We start from the raw sequence: 17,731 nt of genomic DNA, 5'->3' as shown, positions 1-17,731 counted from the left end.
GAGATGAGCGGCCCTGTGGAGATCGTGTTGGTCGTGGCGGCGGTGGGCTACCTGCTGGTCCGCCGCAGGGCGGGGGAGCCGGCACAGGGCAGGCGGATGCTGATGCTGCCGGCCGTGCTGCGCCCTGATCGGCTCGTCGGAAGTGTCCGGGATGGTCCGCACGCCGTCGTCCGTGCCGTACCTGGCCACCGCCGCGGCGATCAGCGTCGCGTTCGGAGCACTGCGCGGTGCCAGCGTGCGCGTCTCCCGGCACGACGGCTACGCTTTCGTCCAGTAAACGGGCATCACGGTCGCGCTGTGGGCGCTGAACCTGGCGGTCGGGTTCGGCGGGAAGTTCGCACTCCGCTCGTTCGACCCGAAGGACGAGGGCACGATCGGCGACGGCCTGCTGCTCACCCTTGGGCTGGGCATCCTGGCCGAGGGCGTGGCGGCCCTCTACCGATCGATGCGCTGCGGAAGTCAGGTGATGTGGAGTCAGGACCACGTGTTCGGACGGAACACTCGACCCGAGGCGCCTCGCGACCACCACTGACGATCTGGACCCCGCCACGATGACCAGCACCGAAAAGCGGCCGCCGGCTCCGGCCGGGCCCTTCTGGGATGAAGTGGTCCGGCCGGTCCTCACGATCGTTGCGATCACCCTTACCGTCGCCCAGTGGCCGTCCCGCCGCATCCTGCTGCCCGCGGTCGCGCTGCCGCTGTTCGTCCTCGCCTCGATCGGCGCGGTCGGCTCGCTGTTCCCGTGGACCCGACTGAGCAACCGTCAGCAGCTCGCCACGATGACCGCCTCGATGCTGTCCGCTTCGATGCTGCTGCCGCTCGTGCACGCGACCGACGCGGCCTCGCTCCTCCCGTACATCGCCGCGTCCACGGCGGGCTGGAAGCTCGGCTCCCCCCGGGCCGCCGTCGGTGTCGCCGTGACCGGTTCGCTCGTCGCGACTGGCGCAACCTGGCTCGTCCAACTCCGGGTGCCCGACGCACCGCAGTGGCCGTGGTGGGCTTTGTTGTCCGCCGGCCTGCCCGTCTACATCGGAGTGTCCACGCGGTACCGGCTCGACGCGCTGCGCAGCGCCGAGCGCGCGGCTGAGGAGGCCCAGCGTGCCCGGGAGTCCGAGGCGCGCGAGGCCGCGCTGATCGAACGCGGACGCATCGCCCGCGAGATTCACGATGTGCTCGGCCACTCGCTGTCCGGGATCGCGATGCAACTGGACCTGGCCGACGCGCTGCACGAGGGCGGCCGGGAGGAGGAGGCGACAGCGGCCGTGCGCCGGGCTCGCGCGCTCGCCGTGGACAGTATCGGCGAGACCCGCCGCGCGGTGCACGCCCTGCGCGCGGGCACCCTGCCGCTGCCGGACACGCTGCGCCAACTCGCCGAACATCACGGGGTCGACTTCGCGATCACCGGTGCGGGTGGTGAGGGCGATCCCATCGGTGCCGAGGCGACGCACACGGTCGTCCGGGTGGCGCAGGAGGCGCTGACCAATGCGGCCAAGTACGCTCCGGGCGCGGAGCGCAGCATGCGCCTGGCCCTCACCGCCGACCGCGTCACGCTGACTATGCGCAACGGACCCGCGACCGGGCCCCGCCGAGGCGAGCTGGCCGGCGGCACCGGGGTCGGCCTGGTCGGCATGCGCGAACGCGCCGCATTGCTGGGCGGGACCCTGCAGGCGGAGCCGACCCGGGAGGGCGGCTGGATGGTGGAACTGGAGCTGCCTCGATGACCGGCAACCGCACCGGCGCCATCACCCTGGTGGTCGTCGACGACCAGGCGACCATCCGCGAGGCTCTCGCGGTCATGCTCGACCTCGCCGAGGACGTGACCGTGGTGGCCACCGCGGCCAACGGCGCGGAAGCGGTCGCGGCCGCCGAGGGGCACCATCCCGACGTGCTGCTGATGGATCTCAACATGCCGGTCATGGACGGGGTGGAGGCCACGCAGCGGATCCTCCGGGACCGACCGGACAGCAACATCCTCGTATTGACCACCTTCGACGACGACGAGTCCATCCTGGCCGCGCTGCAGGCCGGTGCGAACGGCTACCTGACCAAGGAGGCCGATCGCAACATGATCCTGAACGCCGTGCGCACCGCGGCCCAGGGCCAGACCGTGCTCGCCCCCGAGGTACAGCGCCGCCTGCTGACCCTCGCCTCGCGGCCCGTGCCCGCACCGGCCACTCCGCACCCGGCCACCGCCCCGTCCCCGCCGGACGACCGGACCGCCAACCTGACCGCGCGGGAACGCGAGATCCTCGGGCTGATCGGTGAGGGCCTGCGCAACCCGGAGATCGCGGCGCGGCTGGTGATCAGCGAGGCCACGGTGAAGACGCACATCAACAACCTGTTCGCCAAGGCGGACCTGCACTCCCGCGCCGACGCGGTCCGCTATGCCCTGCGCCGCCATTACCAGGAGAAGTAGAGGCAGGCTGAAAACTCGTCACGGCACCTGCAGGGTCACGCATTTCGTGGCACCGTTGGGCGGGGACGTCGTCGAACATGTCGTCCATCGCCTGTGTGACAGCGGCCCGGTTTTCGGGCCGGGTCGCGTTGAGGACCGCGTTGGTGAGGTCGATCAGGTCGATGTCCCCGAACAGCTCGGTCAGGTCCGCGATGGGCTCCGGGTCCAGGACTGTGCTGTCGGGGCGTTCGCTGTCCAGGTAGCAGCTCATGGCGTCGACGTAGTCGGCGAGCCGGCAGGCCATGGCCGGGGTGACGTCCACCGACCATCTCTTGGACGGCGAATGCCTTGCGCCAGCCGCGTCGAGTGCTTGTTCCCGATGCGGCCATGGCATGATCGCAACCTTCGCGGCCCCGGAGATTGCCGCATCTTGGGGCAGCGGGGTCGCGCTGAGCCACGTGCCGGGCGACCGCGTTGACGTGGGACGGCTGGGCCAAGGACCGAGACGGCCTGGCATCCCCGTTCCCGTAACGAGCCACCGACGAAATACGGTTCTCCAGGTGACGGAAATGCCAGTCGTAGGGTCAGCCGGCCGGACGGCCGCCCCGTAGGAATTGATTCCACCTCCCCGACCGAGCCCTACAGCCCAGCCAGAACCTGGACCAGGCGACTGGGCCGCACCCTGCTACGGCGACCTGCAGCGGACCCGGGATCCGGCCCGAACGGGCCGAGACAGTGCTCCCGTCTCAATGTCGTGACCTTGGCGTCGGAGCTGGCCGACGGCGAACGGGTCAAGCTGATGCGCCTCAGCTACAGCGACACTGCCGGCAGGAGGGGACTTCGCCCTCTACCTGATGGTGTCCCGCGAAGTGCAACGCCGTTGCATCAGCCGTCAGGCCCGGTCACCTGGACCGACAACGGCACTGGCCCGCCACGGGAAGCAGCCGGCCACCCGGTCCATCAGGCCCTCGAAACCCGCTTCAGCCACTGCCCGGGCGCTACCGTGACGGCGGCCGCCGCTTCCTGATCACGGGGCACGCCCCGTCATACAGCGACGGCCATCATCATGTCCGAACCCGGCCCCCACCTCGCCGACCAGCGCCGACACCACCCGGATCACGAACTACAGCTGCCGTGAGAACACGGAAACCCTGCTCAGCAACCAGAAAGCGCTGCTCGTGCCGACGCCGTAGGCGAGGTGGGCGGTCAGATCGTCACCCAGCGTCTTGGTGTCGTACGTCCAGATGGGTTTGTAGAGTCCCGCGATCGGAAGCAACACATATCCGCTGAGCCACACGAGCGCACCGTACGGGAGCCCGTAGAGGACGTGGGGCTTGCGCAGCGAGGCGCTGACGACGCCGTAGCAGACCGCGTTGCCCATTCCATAGGCCCAGTGCATGAACGCGCTGATGGGGAACGCCGCGCTGTTCGGCAGCTTGCGCAGGGTGAAGGCTTCGGCCAGGCGCTTTCCGACCTGCCCGGGATCCGGCGCCTCCTGCCAGGTGCGGACCTGGGCGAACTCCCAGCGCAGTGCGTTGTGTTCGCCGTCGGCCCGGCGCTGGCGCAGGAACCGCACGGTGTCCATGCAGAGGGTGCCGATCACTCCCGCCGCGAGACCCGCACCGACAGCGCCGAGCGGAGTCAGCTGCTTGCGAGTGCGCATAGGTCGATCACTCCCGATTCCGGTTCTTTCAGAAGCCGGCGCTCTGGCCGCCGTCGACGTGCAGGATCTCGCCGGTGACGAACGAGGCCTGTTCGAGGTACATGATGGCCTCGACGACGTCGTCGACCTCGCCCATCCGCCCGAGCGGGTGCAGCGCGGCGAGCGTGCCGCCCGGGTCGTCCGGGTGCATCGGAGTGCGGATGACGCCGAGTGAGACGGCGTTGGCGCGGATGCGGCGCGCCGCGTATTCGATGGCCAGCTCCTTCGTCGCCGCGACCAGGCCGCCTTTGGTCAGCGAGGCGAGCGCCGCGGGTATGCGCGCGTTGGCACGGTCGACCAGCGTGGTCGACACGCACAGGACGTGCCCGCCGTCGCCGCCCGCGAGCATCGCGGAGATGGCGCTGCGCGTGACGTCGAAGAAGCCGCGCAGGTTGACGCCGATCACCAGGTCGTAGTCGGCGTCGGTGTATTCGGTGAATGGTTTCTCCCGGTAGACGCCGGCGTTGTTCACCAGCGTGTCGATCCGGCCGAAGCGGTCCAGCGCCTGCGCGACGATCTGCGCACCGGTACCGGGCCGGCTCAGGTCGCCGGGCACGGCGAGTACGTCCGGATCGTGCGACGAGGGGATGGACCGGGCGGTCACGACGACGGCGTACCCGCGCCTGCGGTACGCGTCGGCGACGGCCGCGCCGATGCCTTGTGAAGCCCCGGTGACGATTGCCACCTTCTTCTCCGCGCTCATGGGTATGTCCAAGCTGAGGTACTCGCGCTGGAAGTCTCCGGCTCACGGCGGGCCACACGCGGCGACGGCGCCCACCGGCTCTCACTCTACGTGTCGCCGAGCCCCGGCGCCGCGCAGAACTCTTCGGGTGCGGCCGGCGGCCGACCGTACGACGCTGGAGACACCGGCCTGTCGAGCGTGGGAGGAGCACAGGTCATGGCCGTTCTGATCGTCGTGAACGTCGGCATGCCCAAGGACGTCCCCTGGCATGGCAGGACCACCCACACCGGCATCTGGAAGCGTCCCGTCGCCGGGCCCGTGATTGCGCGCCGGCTCAACCTGGACGGCGACGGGCAGGGCGACCTCGCCGGGCACGGCGGCGAGCAGCGTGCCGTGCTGGTCTACCAGTTGAGCTCCTACCGCCATTGGCAGGAGTACCTGGAGCGGGACGACTTCACGTACGGCCAGTTCGGCGAGAACCTCACCGTGGACGGACTCGCCGACGACGAGGTGTGCATCGGCGACCGCTCCGAGATCGGCGGTGCGGTCTTCGAGGCCACCCAACCCCGTGTGACGTGCTACCGCGTGGGGTTGCCGCTCGGCGAGCCGCAGATGGCCGCCCTGCTGGTGTCCCATCGCCGCCCGGGCTTCTACATGCGGGTGCTGGCTGAAGGGCGGGTGCGGGCCGGGGACGAGATCGTGAAGATCGCCTCGGGCCCCGAGGAGATGACCGTCGCAGAGATCGACGCGCTGCTCTACCTGCCCGGCCACGCCCGGCCGCAGCTCGAACGGGCCCTGCGGATCCCCGCGTTGAGCCCCGGTTGGAAGACATCGCTGCGAGCCTTGCTCGACGACGCCGATCGCGGCTCCGGCGCCGTGGGTGGAAACCGCGGGCTGACCACCAGCAGCCCGCCGCCGGCCTGGCCCGGGTTCCGCCGGCTCGAAGTCGCCCGCATCGAGCCTGAGAGCGCGAGCATCTTCTCGCTCACTCTGGCGACAGTTGACGGTGAGCCGCTCCCAGCCGCGCTGCCGGGGCAGTTCCTCACGGTCCGCCTGCGGCCGGACCCACAGGCCTCCGCGGTCATCCGCAACTACTCGCTCTCCGGCCGACCGGGCGCCGAGACGTACCGCATCAGCGTCAAGCAGGAGCCACACGGCGTCGCCAGCACCTACTTGCGTCAGCACGTGAAGGTGGGTGACGTTCTCGATATCGCCGCTCCGCGCGGCACGTTCCTGCTCGCGGACGCGGACACTCCGGTCCTGCTGCTGTCCGCCGGTGTCGGTGTCACCCCGGTCCTGACCATGCTGCACGCTCTGGCCGCGGAGCGCTCGCAGCGCGCGGTGTGGTGGCTGCACGCGGCCCGGGACGGCGAGAACCACCCGTTCGCCGACGAAGTGCGCGCACTGCTCTCCCAGCTGCCCGCAGGGCGATCGTTCGTGTCCTACAGCCGTCCGTCCGGCGTCGACCGCCCAGGTGTCGACTACACGGTCAGTGGGCGGTTCAGTCCCGAGTGGATCCGCAGCCTGGAGCCGCCTCAAGACGCCGACTCCTACATCTGCGGGCCGAGCGCGTTCATGCGCGACATGACCGGAGCCCTGGAGGCCGCCGGCCTGCCGTCCTCCCGGATCCACACCGAGGTCTTCGGGGCCACGTCCGCGGTCACCCCCGGTGTGGTGACCGGATCCGCCCGGGCAGCGCACCAGCCGACCGCTCCTCCCGGCGGTCGCCCGGGACCGTCCGTGGCTTTCGCGCGCAGCGGGCTGATCGTCCCCTGGCACCCTGACTGCGGGTCGCTGCTCGGGCTCGCCGAGGCCTGCGACGTCCCCGCGTCGTCTGTCCCTCGCCCTGTCTCGCACCTTTCTCCCGGTTTCCTGACCGGGCGTGCAGCACCTGTGGAGGACGCGCCCAAGCGCCTGTGTTCTCGGGCTGCGGTCCGAGCGGCTGTGGAGATCACTGCTGCGTGGCTCGGCGTGGAGATGGTACGGATGGGTGGAGTCTGTAGGTCTTCTTGAGTGATGTCTATATCTCGACCTGAGCTTCACGGTCTGGATGAGTGACGCTGACGGGGGCCTGCGACGGGGTGCTTCAGGGAAGTTGGTGGGGGAGTTGCCACACGACTTCGCCGGTGTCTTGGCCGTCCTGCCAGGCGGCCAGAATGCGGCTTCCCGCCAGCCGGTCCAGCAGCTCCGCCCTGACGAGAGGAGCGTCCGCGCAGGTGAGCGGGGACGTCCATGACGGTGCTGTGCTGCGTGGAGGTGGCCACCCGTCACGACAGCCAGCGTTGCAACACTGCCCCACACTTCAGATGCTCCAGAACCCGCCCAGCCGACGTCAGAGCCGGCACCTGCCCGGCGACGCCACCCCACTGCGGGTCTGGCTGTGGTCCTCCAAGACCGGCCTGACCGGCATGGACGTCGACGTGCGCTGGCAAGCGTTCTTGAGACGCTTCGACCTGGAACACACCTTCAGAATGATCAAGCAGACGCTCGGATGGACCCGCCCGAAGCTCCGCACGCCCGAGTCTGCCGACCGCTGGACCTGGCTCATCATCGCCGCCCACACCCAGCTCCGACTCCTGCGCGCAGCTGCCGCCGACCTTCGCCGCCCGTGGGAGAAGCCGGCCGAGTCTGAACGTCTCACCCCTGCTCGCGTCCCGGACACCCACTCGGCTCCCGGGCCGACACCTTCGGAGAGCACGTGCGATTGAAGGGTTAGGTATCAAGCTAAGAGGCTCCCAGCTGCGGTTCTCCTGACATGGCCAACGATTCTGACGCGCAACGGCCTTCCTGCTTACGACATGACAGCGTTCGCAGAGGAGCGCAAGCTGGGAGGAGTGGAGGGGGCGACACCTGGCGATCGATCAGGCGAGGCGAGCTGTACATATGGCGTCGAGGCCCGCCGGAGGTTTCGTGGTTCCTGCCCAGCACGTCCGCCGAGTTCGTCGGGTACTGAGAGACGAAAGGTCACTCATGCCGCAATCCATGCGCGCGCTCGTGGCCGGAGAGGTCGGCGAGCCTGCCGATGTCCTGCGGCTGGAATCCCGGCCTGTTCCCACGCCAGGAGCCGGTCAGGCGTTGATCCGTGTGAAGGCGACTCCGATTCACGCCAGTGATCTGCACGTGCTGCGTGGCCGCTACGGTTTCTCCCCCGAGTTTCCCACTGTTGGTGGTCACATGGAATGCGTGGGCCGTATTGAGGCCCTGGGCCCGGATACCGAGGGACTGAAGATTGGCGAGCGTGTGGTGGTCGCTGCTGTCCCTGCGGTACCAGGCCCGCGTGTGGCCGGCACCTGGCAGGAATACCTTGTTGCCGATACGCGAAGGCTCCTGCCGGTCTCCGACCGTCTGAGCGACTCCACCGCCTGTCAACTCGCCGTCAACCCGTTGACCGCGCTGATCCTCGTGACTCGCGAACTTGACGTACAGCCGGGTGAATGGTTGTTGCAGACGGCCGCGGGCTCCACTGTTGGCCGGCTCGTCATTCAGCTGGCCAGGCATCTGGGTATTCGCACGATCAATGTCGTGCGGCGGCGCGCTGCCGTCGAGGAGATCAAAGCGCTCGGTGGCGACGAGGTCATTTGCACTGAGGACGAGGACCTGTTGCAGCGTGTGGCTGAGATTGCAGGACTGGCTGGCGTGCGTAAGGCCATCGACTGCGTCGCGGGTCCCGTGGGTGCTCAGGTGTCCCAGGCGTTGGCTCCGGGAGGTGCGGTCGTGGTCTACGGCGCGCTCTCCACCCATCGGCAGACCGACCCGGCGGCGCTGACGATTCCGCTGCAGGCACGCTCGGTCATCTACGAGACCAAGGTGGTCCGTGGCTTCTGGCTGAACCGCTGGTTCGGCACTGCCTCACCTGAGGATGCGCTGCGCGCGCTGTCCCAGGTCCGCAGTCTCGTCGCTGATGAAGTGCTGAGCATCCCCCAGGGCCGGCCGTTCCCGCTCGAACGCTTCGCTGAAGCCATCGCGTTCGCCGAAACACCCGCTCATGGCGCCAAACCGCTCCTCGTCTTCGAAGACGGCCGGGACAAAGACGACGAGTAGGACGCGGTATTTGGATAGCGGCAGCCGGCGGCGGGGGCGCAGAGGAGCATCTGATCCGTAGCTCTACAGAGATCGGTCAACCAGGGTCATAGAGGTTGCTATTCGGCCCCTGACGGCCGTTGTCGGTCGTATTCGGTTGCTGAGGCTGCTGTACTTCTCTGCTGTACAGCGCGGGCGGTGGCGAGGTTGTTGCGGCTGTTCAGGGTGTCGGGGTGGGTGTCGCCCAGGACCTGCTCCCACTGGGCGAGGACCGCCTCCAGCAGGGGGATGGTGCGGGCGGTGTGGCCTTGGTGATGGAGGCGATTGGCAGTGGTGTTGTACGCGTCGATGAGCGGCGCGTCGCGGTGTCCGGGTGGGGCTGTGGCAGCGAGGGTGACGAGGTGCGGGATGAGGGCGTCCCACTGACTCTCGGCGGTGCTCTCCTGGCTCGGAGGCAGGGCCAGGCTGTGAAGGACTGCTTGTTCGGCGCTGTCGCGTCCTTGGAGGTGCCGGGGCCGCTGCGGGTTGTCGCTGGTTCGGGGCGTGCGGAGAACGGTTTGGACCAGGCGGTGGATACTGAGGGTGCTTTCGGTGGTGGTGATCATGCTGTAGGCGGCAAGGGCGCCGATGGCTTCCGCGATGTCGTCCGTGACGGTCCCGGGCGGGGTGAGCAGGGTGTGAGGGATGTCGTCGGGGGCGAGCCAGGTGGCGGTGTGCAGCAGCTGAACGGCCAGCGGATTCGCTTGCTCCAAGGCGCGGAGAGTGGCAGTCCAGATGCGGGCGATGGTGCGTTCGGCGTCGAGGCTGATGCCACGGCTCTGGGCGAGGTAGGCACCACCCTGCTTGATCGCCAGAGGAAGATGCCCCAGGTCAGTGGCAAGAGCATGGGCATCGGCCTGCTGGCGCGCAGTGGGGGTGGTGAACACGAGACGGCACAACAGGTCTGTTGCGTCGTCCGGGTGGAGGTTGCCCAGGGCCAGGGTGGGGGCAGCGTCGGGCCAGCCGATGGTACGGCGGCTGGTGGCCAGGTGGTGCCCTTGGTGGAGTGCCCCGATATAGGGGGCGACGTCGTTGGGGTTGTCGACGTTGTCGTGGACCGGCAGCCAGCCGGGATGTCAGGCCAGCCACTGCCGTGCCCACGCCACCTGAGTCCCACGCCCGGCCGTTGCGGCCCAACCGGGAACCAGAGTCTGGGTGAGGCTGGCCAGGGAGGTCTCGATCTCGTCGGGGGAGGTGGCGTTGATCCACCAGATCAGGGTGTAGTCGCCGCGGTGACGGTGGGCGTAGTGCAAGGCGAGCGTGCTCTTGCCGATCCCGCCCAGGCCGTGCACGGTTCCGCTTTGCGTGATCGCACCCTCGCGCTGGTCGGTCAGGGTGCGCCGCAGCCAGGTCAGTTCTTCCTGACGGCCCGGGCATAGCGGCGCCGGAGGCAGGTTCGAGGTGCCCGGCGCCGCGGTGACTCTCTCCGCCGCCTGCAACGCCTCAGCAGGCAGCACGACGTCACCCGTGTAGGCATTGCCGATGTGCTGAGCTGCTATCGAGCGGTCTGCACCCACCTTGATCCGCGGCCCGAACGCGGCCTCGTCCGTGCTCACGACCGTGGCGGGGTGTGACCGTCACTCGTGATTGCGGTGCCGATGTGCTGCGCGGCAATCGACCGCTCACCAGATGCCGTGATGGTGACCGCGCCTGCGGCCGAGGCGGGCAGCATGGCCGACAGTTCCTCCCGCAGTTCGGGATCGTCCTGCAACGCGCGCCTCAGGAGCCGGCCCAGCACAGCCGTAGAGTAGGTGTCGTCCTGCTCGTCGGCGGCCTCGCCCACGACCCGTTCCAGCTCTGTCCGGCCCGTCTCGTCCCCGCGCCGCCAGAGCAGTTGCAGGATCCGCTAGCCCAGACCGACCGTCGCCTCGCGGCAGCATCTTGGGTCCGGTTCAGCACTGCCACCCCGTACGCGCCCACCGCGGCTGTCACCGCCGGGCTCGCCTGCTCGACCAACTGCACGATCTCAGCACTCACTTGATGTCCCCGACCTATGCGGCTCCGAAAGAACACCAGGGCAGAAACACCACCGCCGTCTTGAAGCCAAAGCGCCCGAATCATCCACGGCGGTTCCCATACTGCTTGGCGTCTCCCGCCTCGCGCGATCAGCTTGGGAAGCTGCGCGTATTCACGGCCGCTTCGGGCGCTGAGCTGGGCGAACGGAAGGCTCGTGGCCTCGTCAGGCTGGGCCGCTCTCACCGTGGTTCCCCGCTGTTCCCCGCTCGATCTGGTGCGGTTGTGGTGCGACGTGCTCTCATCAGTGGACGGCCATCGTGCTCCACGACTCCTTTTGCTAGGCCATTTAAACCTCAGGAAGATCCCGAAAGGTGGAGCGGTGCGGTCGGATTGACAGGCCGTTACGAAACTGTACGTGTGGCGTTTCTGCCTCAGTCTCGCCATTGTTCCGGGATCCACTGAGGAATTCCGATGGTCAGTGCTGTAGTGAGATTCCCATCGGGGGCAGGAAAATGTGCTGGTGTCCGGCAGCGTTGATGTCATCGGTGGATTTCAGTCTGATACGGCGGCCGCCCAGGACGGTGGCCTGCTAGAGCCTGCCTATTGACAGAATGGGGTCAGGCGGATCGTGGCGCTGGCCTGGTGCTTCGGTACGTTGCGCGATTGCGCCGCACGCATGCAGGCCACCGGCGGAGCGAAACGGCCGAGAGGAGAGCGTGTCTGGGCGCATCAAATCCCACCGTCACTTTTAACGTGACGCTCATGAGGACTAATTTTCTGTCACCCTTGGTGCGGCGGCTGTCCGCGTTGACGGCCGCCGTGGCCATCTCAGTGACGGCTGCGGCAGGCGCCGCCTCGGCCAATGGCACGTTCCTCGGCCGACTGCACACCGTGCGCGATATCGCCTCCACGGTCCCCGCGAACGGCGATGTGAACCCCTATGGCACCGCAGTGGTCAGCCAGGACGCCGGGAAACTCCGCAAGGGCAACGTGCTGGTCAGCAACTTCAACAACAGTAAGAACCAGCAGGGCACGGGCACCACCCTGGTCCAGATCAGCCCGCGGGGCCACGCCAGGCTGTTCGCCCGGATCGACCCGGCCAACGTGCCCGGACTCTGCCTCGGCGGCGTGGGTCTCACCACTGCCCTGAGCATCCTGCCCGGCGGATGGGTGGTGGTCGGCAGCCTGCCGACCACCGACGGTACCTCCGCCACCGCCCAGGCCGGCTGCCTGCTGGTCCTGGACAGTCACGGCCGGGTCCGCGAGACGTTCGCCGGGCACGGCATCAACGGCCCGTGGGACATGACCGCCGCGAGCCACGGAGACTGGACCGACCTGTTCGTCACCAACGTGCTCAACGGCACCGTGGCCGGCGGCGGAAACGAAGTGGACGGGGGCACCGTCCTGCGTATCACCCTCAAGCGCCATGGCGACCAGCCGCCGGAGCGGGTGCGGACCACCACGATCGGCTCGGACTTCGCAGAGCGGACCGACCCCGCCGCCCTGGTGGTCGGCCCGACCGGCGTCGGCCTCGCCCAGGACGGCGCGCTCTTCGTCGCCGACACGGTCAAGAACCGCATCACCGTCATCCCGGACGCGCTCACCCGGAAGTCCAGTGCCGGCACCGGCCCGGTCGTCAGCAGTGGCGGCCGGCTCAACGGCCCCCTCGGCCTTGCCGTCGCGCCCAACGGCCACATCCTGACCGTCAACGGCGGTGACGGCAACATCGTCGAGACCACACCGTCAGGCCGCCAAGTAGCCTTCCGGCAACTCGACAACAGCGGCTCCCCGCCGGGTGCGGGCGCGCTGTTCGGTCTGGCGGTGGACCTGGACCGTGACGCGGTCTACTTCGTCGACAACGCCACCAACTTCCTCAACGTCCTGGAGTGATCCACCAGCAACGCCAAGGGCCCCGGGCATCTCCGGGGCTCCTCACTATCGCCTGTGCACACTCGGCACGATTCGAGCCTGCAACCTTCTGATCCGTAGCTCTACAGAAGATCGGTCAGTGGCGGTCATAGAGGTCGCTGTGCGGTCGTACAAGGGGGCTGTCGGTCATGGTCGATTGCTGTGGTTGCTGTACTTCGCTGCTGTACCGCCACCGGCGGCGCCACGCATTCCAAGAGCGCCATCACAGCCAGCACATGCGAGACCTCGGCCTCGTCCAACACAGTGCCGACATCCTCACCGAACCAGCTCGGGCGTTCGATCTGCCTGCCGAACGCAATGAGGCCGAAGGCATCGTGGACGAACTCTTCACCGCCATCGAGCGCATCGGCCAGATATTCTCCTTGCTGTCAGCTGAAGTGGATGTCGCTGAGGTCGATCGAGACCATGACCTGATCGAGGGTGGGGTAGCCATCGGCGTCGCGGCGGTAGGCCCGGCGCTTGGTGGGCAGCACGATGCCGTCCGCTTCCACGCAGTCGTAGACGTACTGCGCGGCGGCGAATCCGCCTGCCACGTCGACGTGATAGTCGTGTCGGCGCAGCAGCCGGTCGGGACCGAAGTAGAAGTCCTGGTGGGTGCTGTGGCTGGCGATCTCGGGTGGGAACGTGGCGCGCAGTCCTCGCCACAGTTCGTCCCCTTCCCGCCACGGCTCGATCTCCCTGACCGTGAAGCCGGGCATGGCCAGCAGGAACGGTGTGGTGAGGTAGGTCCACAGGGCGTAGCCGTTGAAGTATGCGCGGTCCAGCGGGTCCCAGGGGGTCTCCAAAGTGTGGCCGCTGAAGGACGACCGTGGGTCCTCGCGTTCGGCCACCACTCGCCCGTCGAGCTTGTCGATGCTCACACGTCCGGGCGTGAAGTCGGTCTTCTGGTCAGGAGAGCCGAAGGGGCTGACCGAGGCGTGCTCCTCGTGGAGGAGAACGGTCATCTCGCGCGGCGCGGGATCCTGCGGCAAGCCTTTCACGGCGAACAGATGACCGCCGCTGACAAGGGTGGCTCGCGCCTGAGTCAGCTGGCGCCAGCGTGTGTTCCCGCCGTGGGCTTCGATCGCCTCGGTGAGTAGTTTGTTCATGGAGGTCTCCTGGGGTGCGGCGCCCGCGCAACGCCCGCGGACTCAAGGCTGAGGCTGATGCGGTCGACACAGACGGTTCGTCGACGGGTCCGGGAGGCGAAACGCTCTCCCGCCCAAATCTACGGACAGGTGCCTCAGGCCAGGGGAATCCGTGGGCCCGTGATCACCGAAGCGGCAGACGAGAGCTTGAGCCCCGACAACCGTCCGTGACCGGGTTGATCCATGCGGGGGCTGTCGTGCGCGGCTTCGGGAGCGGTGTTCTCGGAGGTGACGCGGGCGCGCGGTACGAGCCGGGCTGCAGCCTCGGCGATCGCAAATCCGCCTCGGGGAGCAGGCTCGTAAGCTTCGAAGGACGGCGGCCTCGCCGCGTCCCCCGAAGGCCGCGCCAATGCCGGCGCCCTCCAGGAGGTCGGTCGACCACGCGAAGGTCGGCAGGTCCTCCGTACGTCGCCGCGCACGGGGCACGACCCATGGCGAGGCAGCGGCAGCCCTTGGCTTGTTCTTTGACCTCCGTCCGCTTGGGCCTGCGGGCGTCTCTCCGATAGGGCACGGCTTCTGATCACGTGGAAGGGGAGAGCTGTTTGCGCACCCATTCGGGATCGGGGTTGGTGTGTGGCTGGCCTGCCACGACGACGGTCGGCACGGTCTCGTTGCCGTCGTTGGCTGCCCTCACCGCTGCAGCTCCTGCCGGGTCACGCCAGATGTTGACCCAGTGCAGCTGGCGGGCGCTGCGGCCCAGCCGGATGCGCAGTCGCATGCAGTACTTGCAGCCCGGCCGCCAGAAGACGACCGGCCGGCCGTCGACCGCGCTGCGGCGTCGTGCCTCCCGTGCGCCGATCGACCTCGGGAAGATCAGGGGCGAGTTCATGCCGGCGAGCACCAGGAACACCAGCAGGAGTGCTGCGGCTGCACCGGGGTTCCCCTCGAAGATCAGCACAGTCGCGACGGCTGAGCCGCAGAGCACAAGCAGTATCGGCAGGATCCAAGCGCGCATCATGATGACGAAGGTTATCGGCGAGTCGAAATACTCCTCGAACTAGGCCGCTCACCTGGGCGTTCGCCGGACACAGGGGCTACCTTCGCCTGATCATGTGCTCCGACCAAGGTGCACCGATCGAGACGAAAGCCGTGCGGGTGAGTCTGCTGCCTGACACCGGTCCCGGGGAAGCGTTCGCGCAAGCGTCAGGCTTCCGGAGGACTTATTCGACTGCCTGACCGCGCGTGGGGACGAGCAGTTCGAGCTCGTGGACGCGTTGCTGTGCGCGGACGGCCCGGTGACGACGCCGGTGGACCTCACGCTGGTTGCCGGGCACCGGCGCGGGTACGGCGCGATGTACGCGAGGCGTTGAACAGGGGGAACATTGACGTGCCCCGGCTACGGCAGGTACTCGCTGGTCTGCCGATGCCGCGGGCCGCCGACGGACGCCTGGTCCTGGCGGTCGACGTCAGCAACTGGCTGCGCCCCGACGCGCCGACCAGTGCGGACCGCCTGTTCTGCCGTGTCTACGGCCGCAGCGGACGGTCCTCGGACCAGTTCATCCCTGGCCGGCCGTACTCGCTCGTCGCCGCCCTCGAATCGGGCCGGACGTCCTGGTGCCAGCTCCTGGCGCCGTCCGTCTCGGACCCGAGGACGACGTCGCCGAGATCACCGCTGCGCAGCTCCGCCGTGTGGTCACCGACCTGATCGAGATGGGCCGCTGGCACTTCGGCGACCGCGACATCCTCATCGTTTCGACGTCGGCTACGACGCCCCGCGCATGGCTCACCTCCTTGACGGCCTCCCGGTCGAGGTGCTGGGCCGGATACGCTCGGACCGGGTGATGCGACGGCCGACGCCCTCGCTCAAGGAGTACGCCCTGGCCTGTCCCCAGGGCGGGCGACCGCCGAAGCACGGCAAGGAGTTCCGCTTCCCCAAGCCGGAGACCTGGGGCGAGCCGGACGCGGCAACCGCGCAGGTCACCGACCGGTACGGCACCGGCCGCGCGATGGCCTGGGACCGCATCAACCCCCGCCTGACCACCCGCTCCGCGTGGTCGACCACACCGGCGAACTCCCCATCGTCGAAGGCACACTGAGCGTTTTCAGCGTTGCCACTGATCGGGTGACGGTGGCAGGTTGAGGGCGAGGTCCGCAACAGACGGGGCTCCCGTGCCGTTGAGCTGTCCGGCAGAGCGCTGAGGCTGTTCAGCACTACGGCAGCGTGCGGGGCCAGCAACTGCCAGGCCGACCACGGCGGCCGGTCCTCGGGGGTCGCCGGTCTCCGCGGCGGCTTCGGCCGTGGCGTTCAGTGGACGCGCGGCCAGTTCCGCAAAAGCCAGCAGGTCCGGGACAGGTGCCGGGCGGCTCGTGTCGTGTACCAGCGGGTGCAGCCGTGCGACCGGCAGCGCGTCCAGCCCGGCCGCGGAGTGCCACGTCAGCTTGAGCCTTCCTCCCGCCGCCGGTCATCGCCGGCTGTGGCGGGGATGGCGTTGTCGATGAGGACGGCGGCGATGGCGGCGGCGGTGGGGAAGGCGTCGGCGTTGAGGACCCGGGTGCGGGCCGCGGCGCCGTCGATGAGCAGTGCGAGCTGCTCGCCGAGCTGTTCAGGGTGGGCGGCGCCGGCTTCGCGGGCGGTGTCGGCGAGCCGCGCGGCGACGGCTTTCTTGTACTCGCGCGCGTACTGGGATGCGGGGTGCTGGGGGTCGTGGAGTTCGACGGCGGCGGCGATGTAGGGGCACAGGGGGGTGGTGGGGGGGATGTCGAAGACGGCGAGGAGCCGTTCGCGGGGCGTGAGGTCGGTGCGGTCGAACACGCCGGACAGAACGGAGGGGTCGAACCGGCGCAGGTACTCGGCGACGAGTTCGTCCTTGCCGGTGAAGTGCTGGTAGGCCGTGCGCTTGGACACCTCGGCCGCGGCGCAGAGCTGGTCCATGCCGGTGCGGTTGATGCCCTGCTCGCGGAACAGCTGCCGGGACGCGCTGAGGATGCGCTCGCGGGCGCCCCGGCCGCGGCGGCGACCCGTGGGGCCCTTCTCCAACTCCGTCATGGATCCACCGTACCGCAGCTGGGTAACGACCGGTGTACATAGTTTGCGTCCCCGCTGCCCGCCCCGTACCGTAAGAACACAGGGCGGTGTACATAACACCGTCGCCCCAGGTACACACGGCACCACCGACCCAAGGGAACGACCATGGGAAAGCTCGACGGCAAGGTCGCGGTCATCACCGGCGGCACCACCGGCATGGCGCTGGCAGGCGCGAAGCTGTTCGTCGACGAGGGAGCGCACGTCTTCATCACCGGCCGCCGCCAAGACGCCCTGGACGAGGCCGTGAAGCAGATCGGCCGCAACGTCACCGGTGTCCAGGGCGACGCCGCCGACCTGGACGACCTGGACCGCCTGTACGACACCGTCAAGCGGGAGAAGGGAAGCCTCGACGTGCTGTGGGCCAGCGCCGGCGGCGGCGAGCCCGCCCCGCTCGGCGAGATCACCGAGGCCCAGTTCGACACCTGGTTCGGGCTCAATGCCCGCGGCACCCTGTTCACCGTCCAAAAGGCCCTCCCGCTCTTCAACGACGGCGGCTCCATCTTCATGACCGGCTCCAACGCCTCCCTCGGCGCTTTCCCCGGCTGGAGCGTCTACGCCGGCAGCAAGGCCGTCCAGCAGGCCTGGGCCCGCGTCTGGCTCAACGAGCTCAAGGACCGCCGCATCCGCGTCAACGTCCTGACCCCCGGCCAGGTCGCCACCGCCAAACAGGAAGAACTCTTCGACGAGGCCACCAAGCGCCAGTTCGAGTCCTTCATCCCCCGCGGCCAGATGGGCCGCCCCGACGAAATCGCCACCGCCGCCCTCTTCCTCGCCTCCGACGACTCCAGCTACGTCAACGGCATGGAACTCGTCGCCGACGGCGGCACCACCGCCATCTGAACCGAACAACCACAAC

At 68.6% G+C, this 17,731-nt stretch carries 15 protein-coding genes and 2 pseudogenes; 9 read left to right on the top strand and 8 right to left on the bottom strand.

From position 1 onward, the window contains the following. Nucleotides 1-151 precede the first annotated feature (151 nt). From ACFC8N_RS23490 to ACFC8N_RS23480, 3 genes are all read left to right on the top strand, one after another. Complete coding sequence (locus ACFC8N_RS23490) at nucleotides 152-277, top strand: hypothetical protein (RefSeq protein ID WP_376289483.1); 126 nt, start codon at nucleotides 152-154, stop codon at nucleotides 275-277. A gap of 274 nt (nucleotides 278-551) precedes the next feature. Then, the gene (locus tag ACFC8N_RS23485; RefSeq protein ID WP_376289481.1) at nucleotides 552-1,721 is read left to right on the top strand and encodes a sensor histidine kinase; all 1,170 of its coding nucleotides are present in this window, start codon (nucleotides 552-554) and stop codon (nucleotides 1,719-1,721) included. Further along, nucleotides 1,718-2,416 carry a response regulator transcription factor gene (locus ACFC8N_RS23480; RefSeq protein WP_356035120.1) on the top strand — a complete coding sequence of 233 codons (699 nt, stop codon included), beginning with the start codon at nucleotides 1,718-1,720 and terminating at the stop codon, nucleotides 2,414-2,416. Before ACFC8N_RS23485 ends, ACFC8N_RS23480 begins: the two co-directional genes overlap by 4 nt. Before the next feature lie 1,102 nt (nucleotides 2,417-3,518). Here ACFC8N_RS23480 and ACFC8N_RS23475 read toward each other — a convergent pair. Beyond that, a complete protein-coding gene (locus ACFC8N_RS23475) occupies nucleotides 3,519-4,058 on the bottom strand; it encodes a hypothetical protein (protein WP_376289479.1) in 540 nt (179 codons plus the stop codon). 28 nt (nucleotides 4,059-4,086) lie between these two features. Then, on the bottom strand, nucleotides 4,087-4,800 hold the full coding sequence (locus tag ACFC8N_RS23470) for an SDR family NAD(P)-dependent oxidoreductase (RefSeq protein WP_376289477.1): 714 nt from the start codon (nucleotides 4,798-4,800) through the stop codon (nucleotides 4,087-4,089). A 195-nt stretch (nucleotides 4,801-4,995) separates the two neighbouring features. On the opposite strand from ACFC8N_RS23470, the gene ACFC8N_RS23465 reads away from it, so the two are divergent. The 3 genes and pseudogenes from ACFC8N_RS23465 to ACFC8N_RS23455 all read left to right on the top strand — a co-directional run bounded on the left by ACFC8N_RS23465 (nucleotide 4,996) and on the right by ACFC8N_RS23455 (nucleotide 8,820). Further along, nucleotides 4,996-6,792: an MOSC domain-containing protein gene (locus ACFC8N_RS23465; RefSeq protein ID WP_376289475.1), complete on the top strand. Its 1,797-nt coding sequence runs from the start codon at nucleotides 4,996-4,998 to the stop codon at nucleotides 6,790-6,792. A 356-nt stretch (nucleotides 6,793-7,148) separates the two neighbouring features. Next, nucleotides 7,149-7,433, top strand: a pseudogene (locus ACFC8N_RS23460) (transposase); the annotation flags it as partial. Nucleotides 7,434-7,761: 328 nt separating this feature from the next. Further along, nucleotides 7,762-8,820, top strand: a complete 1,059-nt coding sequence (locus tag ACFC8N_RS23455; protein ID WP_376289473.1) for a zinc-dependent alcohol dehydrogenase family protein — start codon at nucleotides 7,762-7,764, stop codon at nucleotides 8,818-8,820. Nucleotides 8,821-8,918: 98 nt separating this feature from the next. Here the strand turns inward: ACFC8N_RS23455 and ACFC8N_RS23450 are convergent, their stop codons facing one another. The 3 genes from ACFC8N_RS23450 to ACFC8N_RS23440 all read right to left on the bottom strand — a co-directional run bounded on the left by ACFC8N_RS23450 (nucleotide 8,919) and on the right by ACFC8N_RS23440 (nucleotide 10,621). After that, nucleotides 8,919-9,725 carry a hypothetical protein gene (locus ACFC8N_RS23450; RefSeq protein ID WP_376289472.1) on the bottom strand — a complete coding sequence of 269 codons (807 nt, stop codon included), beginning with the start codon at nucleotides 9,723-9,725 and terminating at the stop codon, nucleotides 8,919-8,921. A gap of 189 nt (nucleotides 9,726-9,914) precedes the next feature. Beyond that, a complete protein-coding gene (locus ACFC8N_RS23445) occupies nucleotides 9,915-10,394 on the bottom strand; it encodes a hypothetical protein (protein WP_376289470.1) in 480 nt (159 codons plus the stop codon). Next, nucleotides 10,391-10,621 (bottom strand): hypothetical protein, encoded by a 231-nt coding sequence (locus tag ACFC8N_RS23440; protein ID WP_356035101.1) that lies wholly within the window; start codon nucleotides 10,619-10,621, stop codon nucleotides 10,391-10,393. Before ACFC8N_RS23440 ends, ACFC8N_RS23445 begins: the two co-directional genes overlap by 4 nt. Nucleotides 10,622-11,556: 935 nt before the next feature. On the opposite strand from ACFC8N_RS23440, the gene ACFC8N_RS23435 reads away from it, so the two are divergent. Beyond that, a complete protein-coding gene (locus tag ACFC8N_RS23435) occupies nucleotides 11,557-12,684 on the top strand; it encodes a hypothetical protein (RefSeq protein WP_376289468.1) in 1,128 nt (375 codons plus the stop codon). A 407-nt stretch (nucleotides 12,685-13,091) separates the two neighbouring features. On the opposite strand, the gene ACFC8N_RS23430 is transcribed toward ACFC8N_RS23435, so the two are convergent. Further along, entirely contained in the window at nucleotides 13,092-13,811 is a 720-nt protein-coding gene (locus ACFC8N_RS23430; protein WP_376289466.1) for a hypothetical protein, read from the bottom strand. 559 nt (nucleotides 13,812-14,370) lie between these two features. Then, nucleotides 14,371-14,808 (bottom strand): glutaredoxin domain-containing protein, encoded by a 438-nt coding sequence (locus ACFC8N_RS23425; protein WP_376289464.1) that lies wholly within the window; start codon nucleotides 14,806-14,808, stop codon nucleotides 14,371-14,373. A 137-nt stretch (nucleotides 14,809-14,945) separates the two neighbouring features. Here ACFC8N_RS23425 and ACFC8N_RS23420 point away from each other — a divergent pair. Further along, nucleotides 14,946-15,885: pseudogene (locus ACFC8N_RS23420) on the top strand (transposase); the annotation flags it as partial. Nucleotides 15,886-16,224: 339 nt separating this feature from the next. Here ACFC8N_RS23420 and ACFC8N_RS23415 read toward each other — a convergent pair. After that, nucleotides 16,225-16,836, bottom strand: a complete 612-nt coding sequence (locus ACFC8N_RS23415; protein ID WP_356035090.1) for a helix-turn-helix domain-containing protein — start codon at nucleotides 16,834-16,836, stop codon at nucleotides 16,225-16,227. A 144-nt stretch (nucleotides 16,837-16,980) separates the two neighbouring features. On the opposite strand from ACFC8N_RS23415, the gene ACFC8N_RS23410 reads away from it, so the two are divergent. Next, the gene (locus ACFC8N_RS23410; protein ID WP_376289462.1) at nucleotides 16,981-17,715 is read left to right on the top strand and encodes an SDR family NAD(P)-dependent oxidoreductase; all 735 of its coding nucleotides are present in this window, start codon (nucleotides 16,981-16,983) and stop codon (nucleotides 17,713-17,715) included. Nucleotides 17,716-17,731: the final 16 nt, after the last annotated feature.

Origin of the sequence: Streptomyces sp. NPDC055966 (genome assembly GCF_042269865.1) — a bacterium.
GTDB lineage: Bacteria > Actinomycetota > Actinomycetes > Streptomycetales > Streptomycetaceae > Streptomyces.
This window is presented reverse-complemented; position numbering and strand designations above follow the sequence as displayed.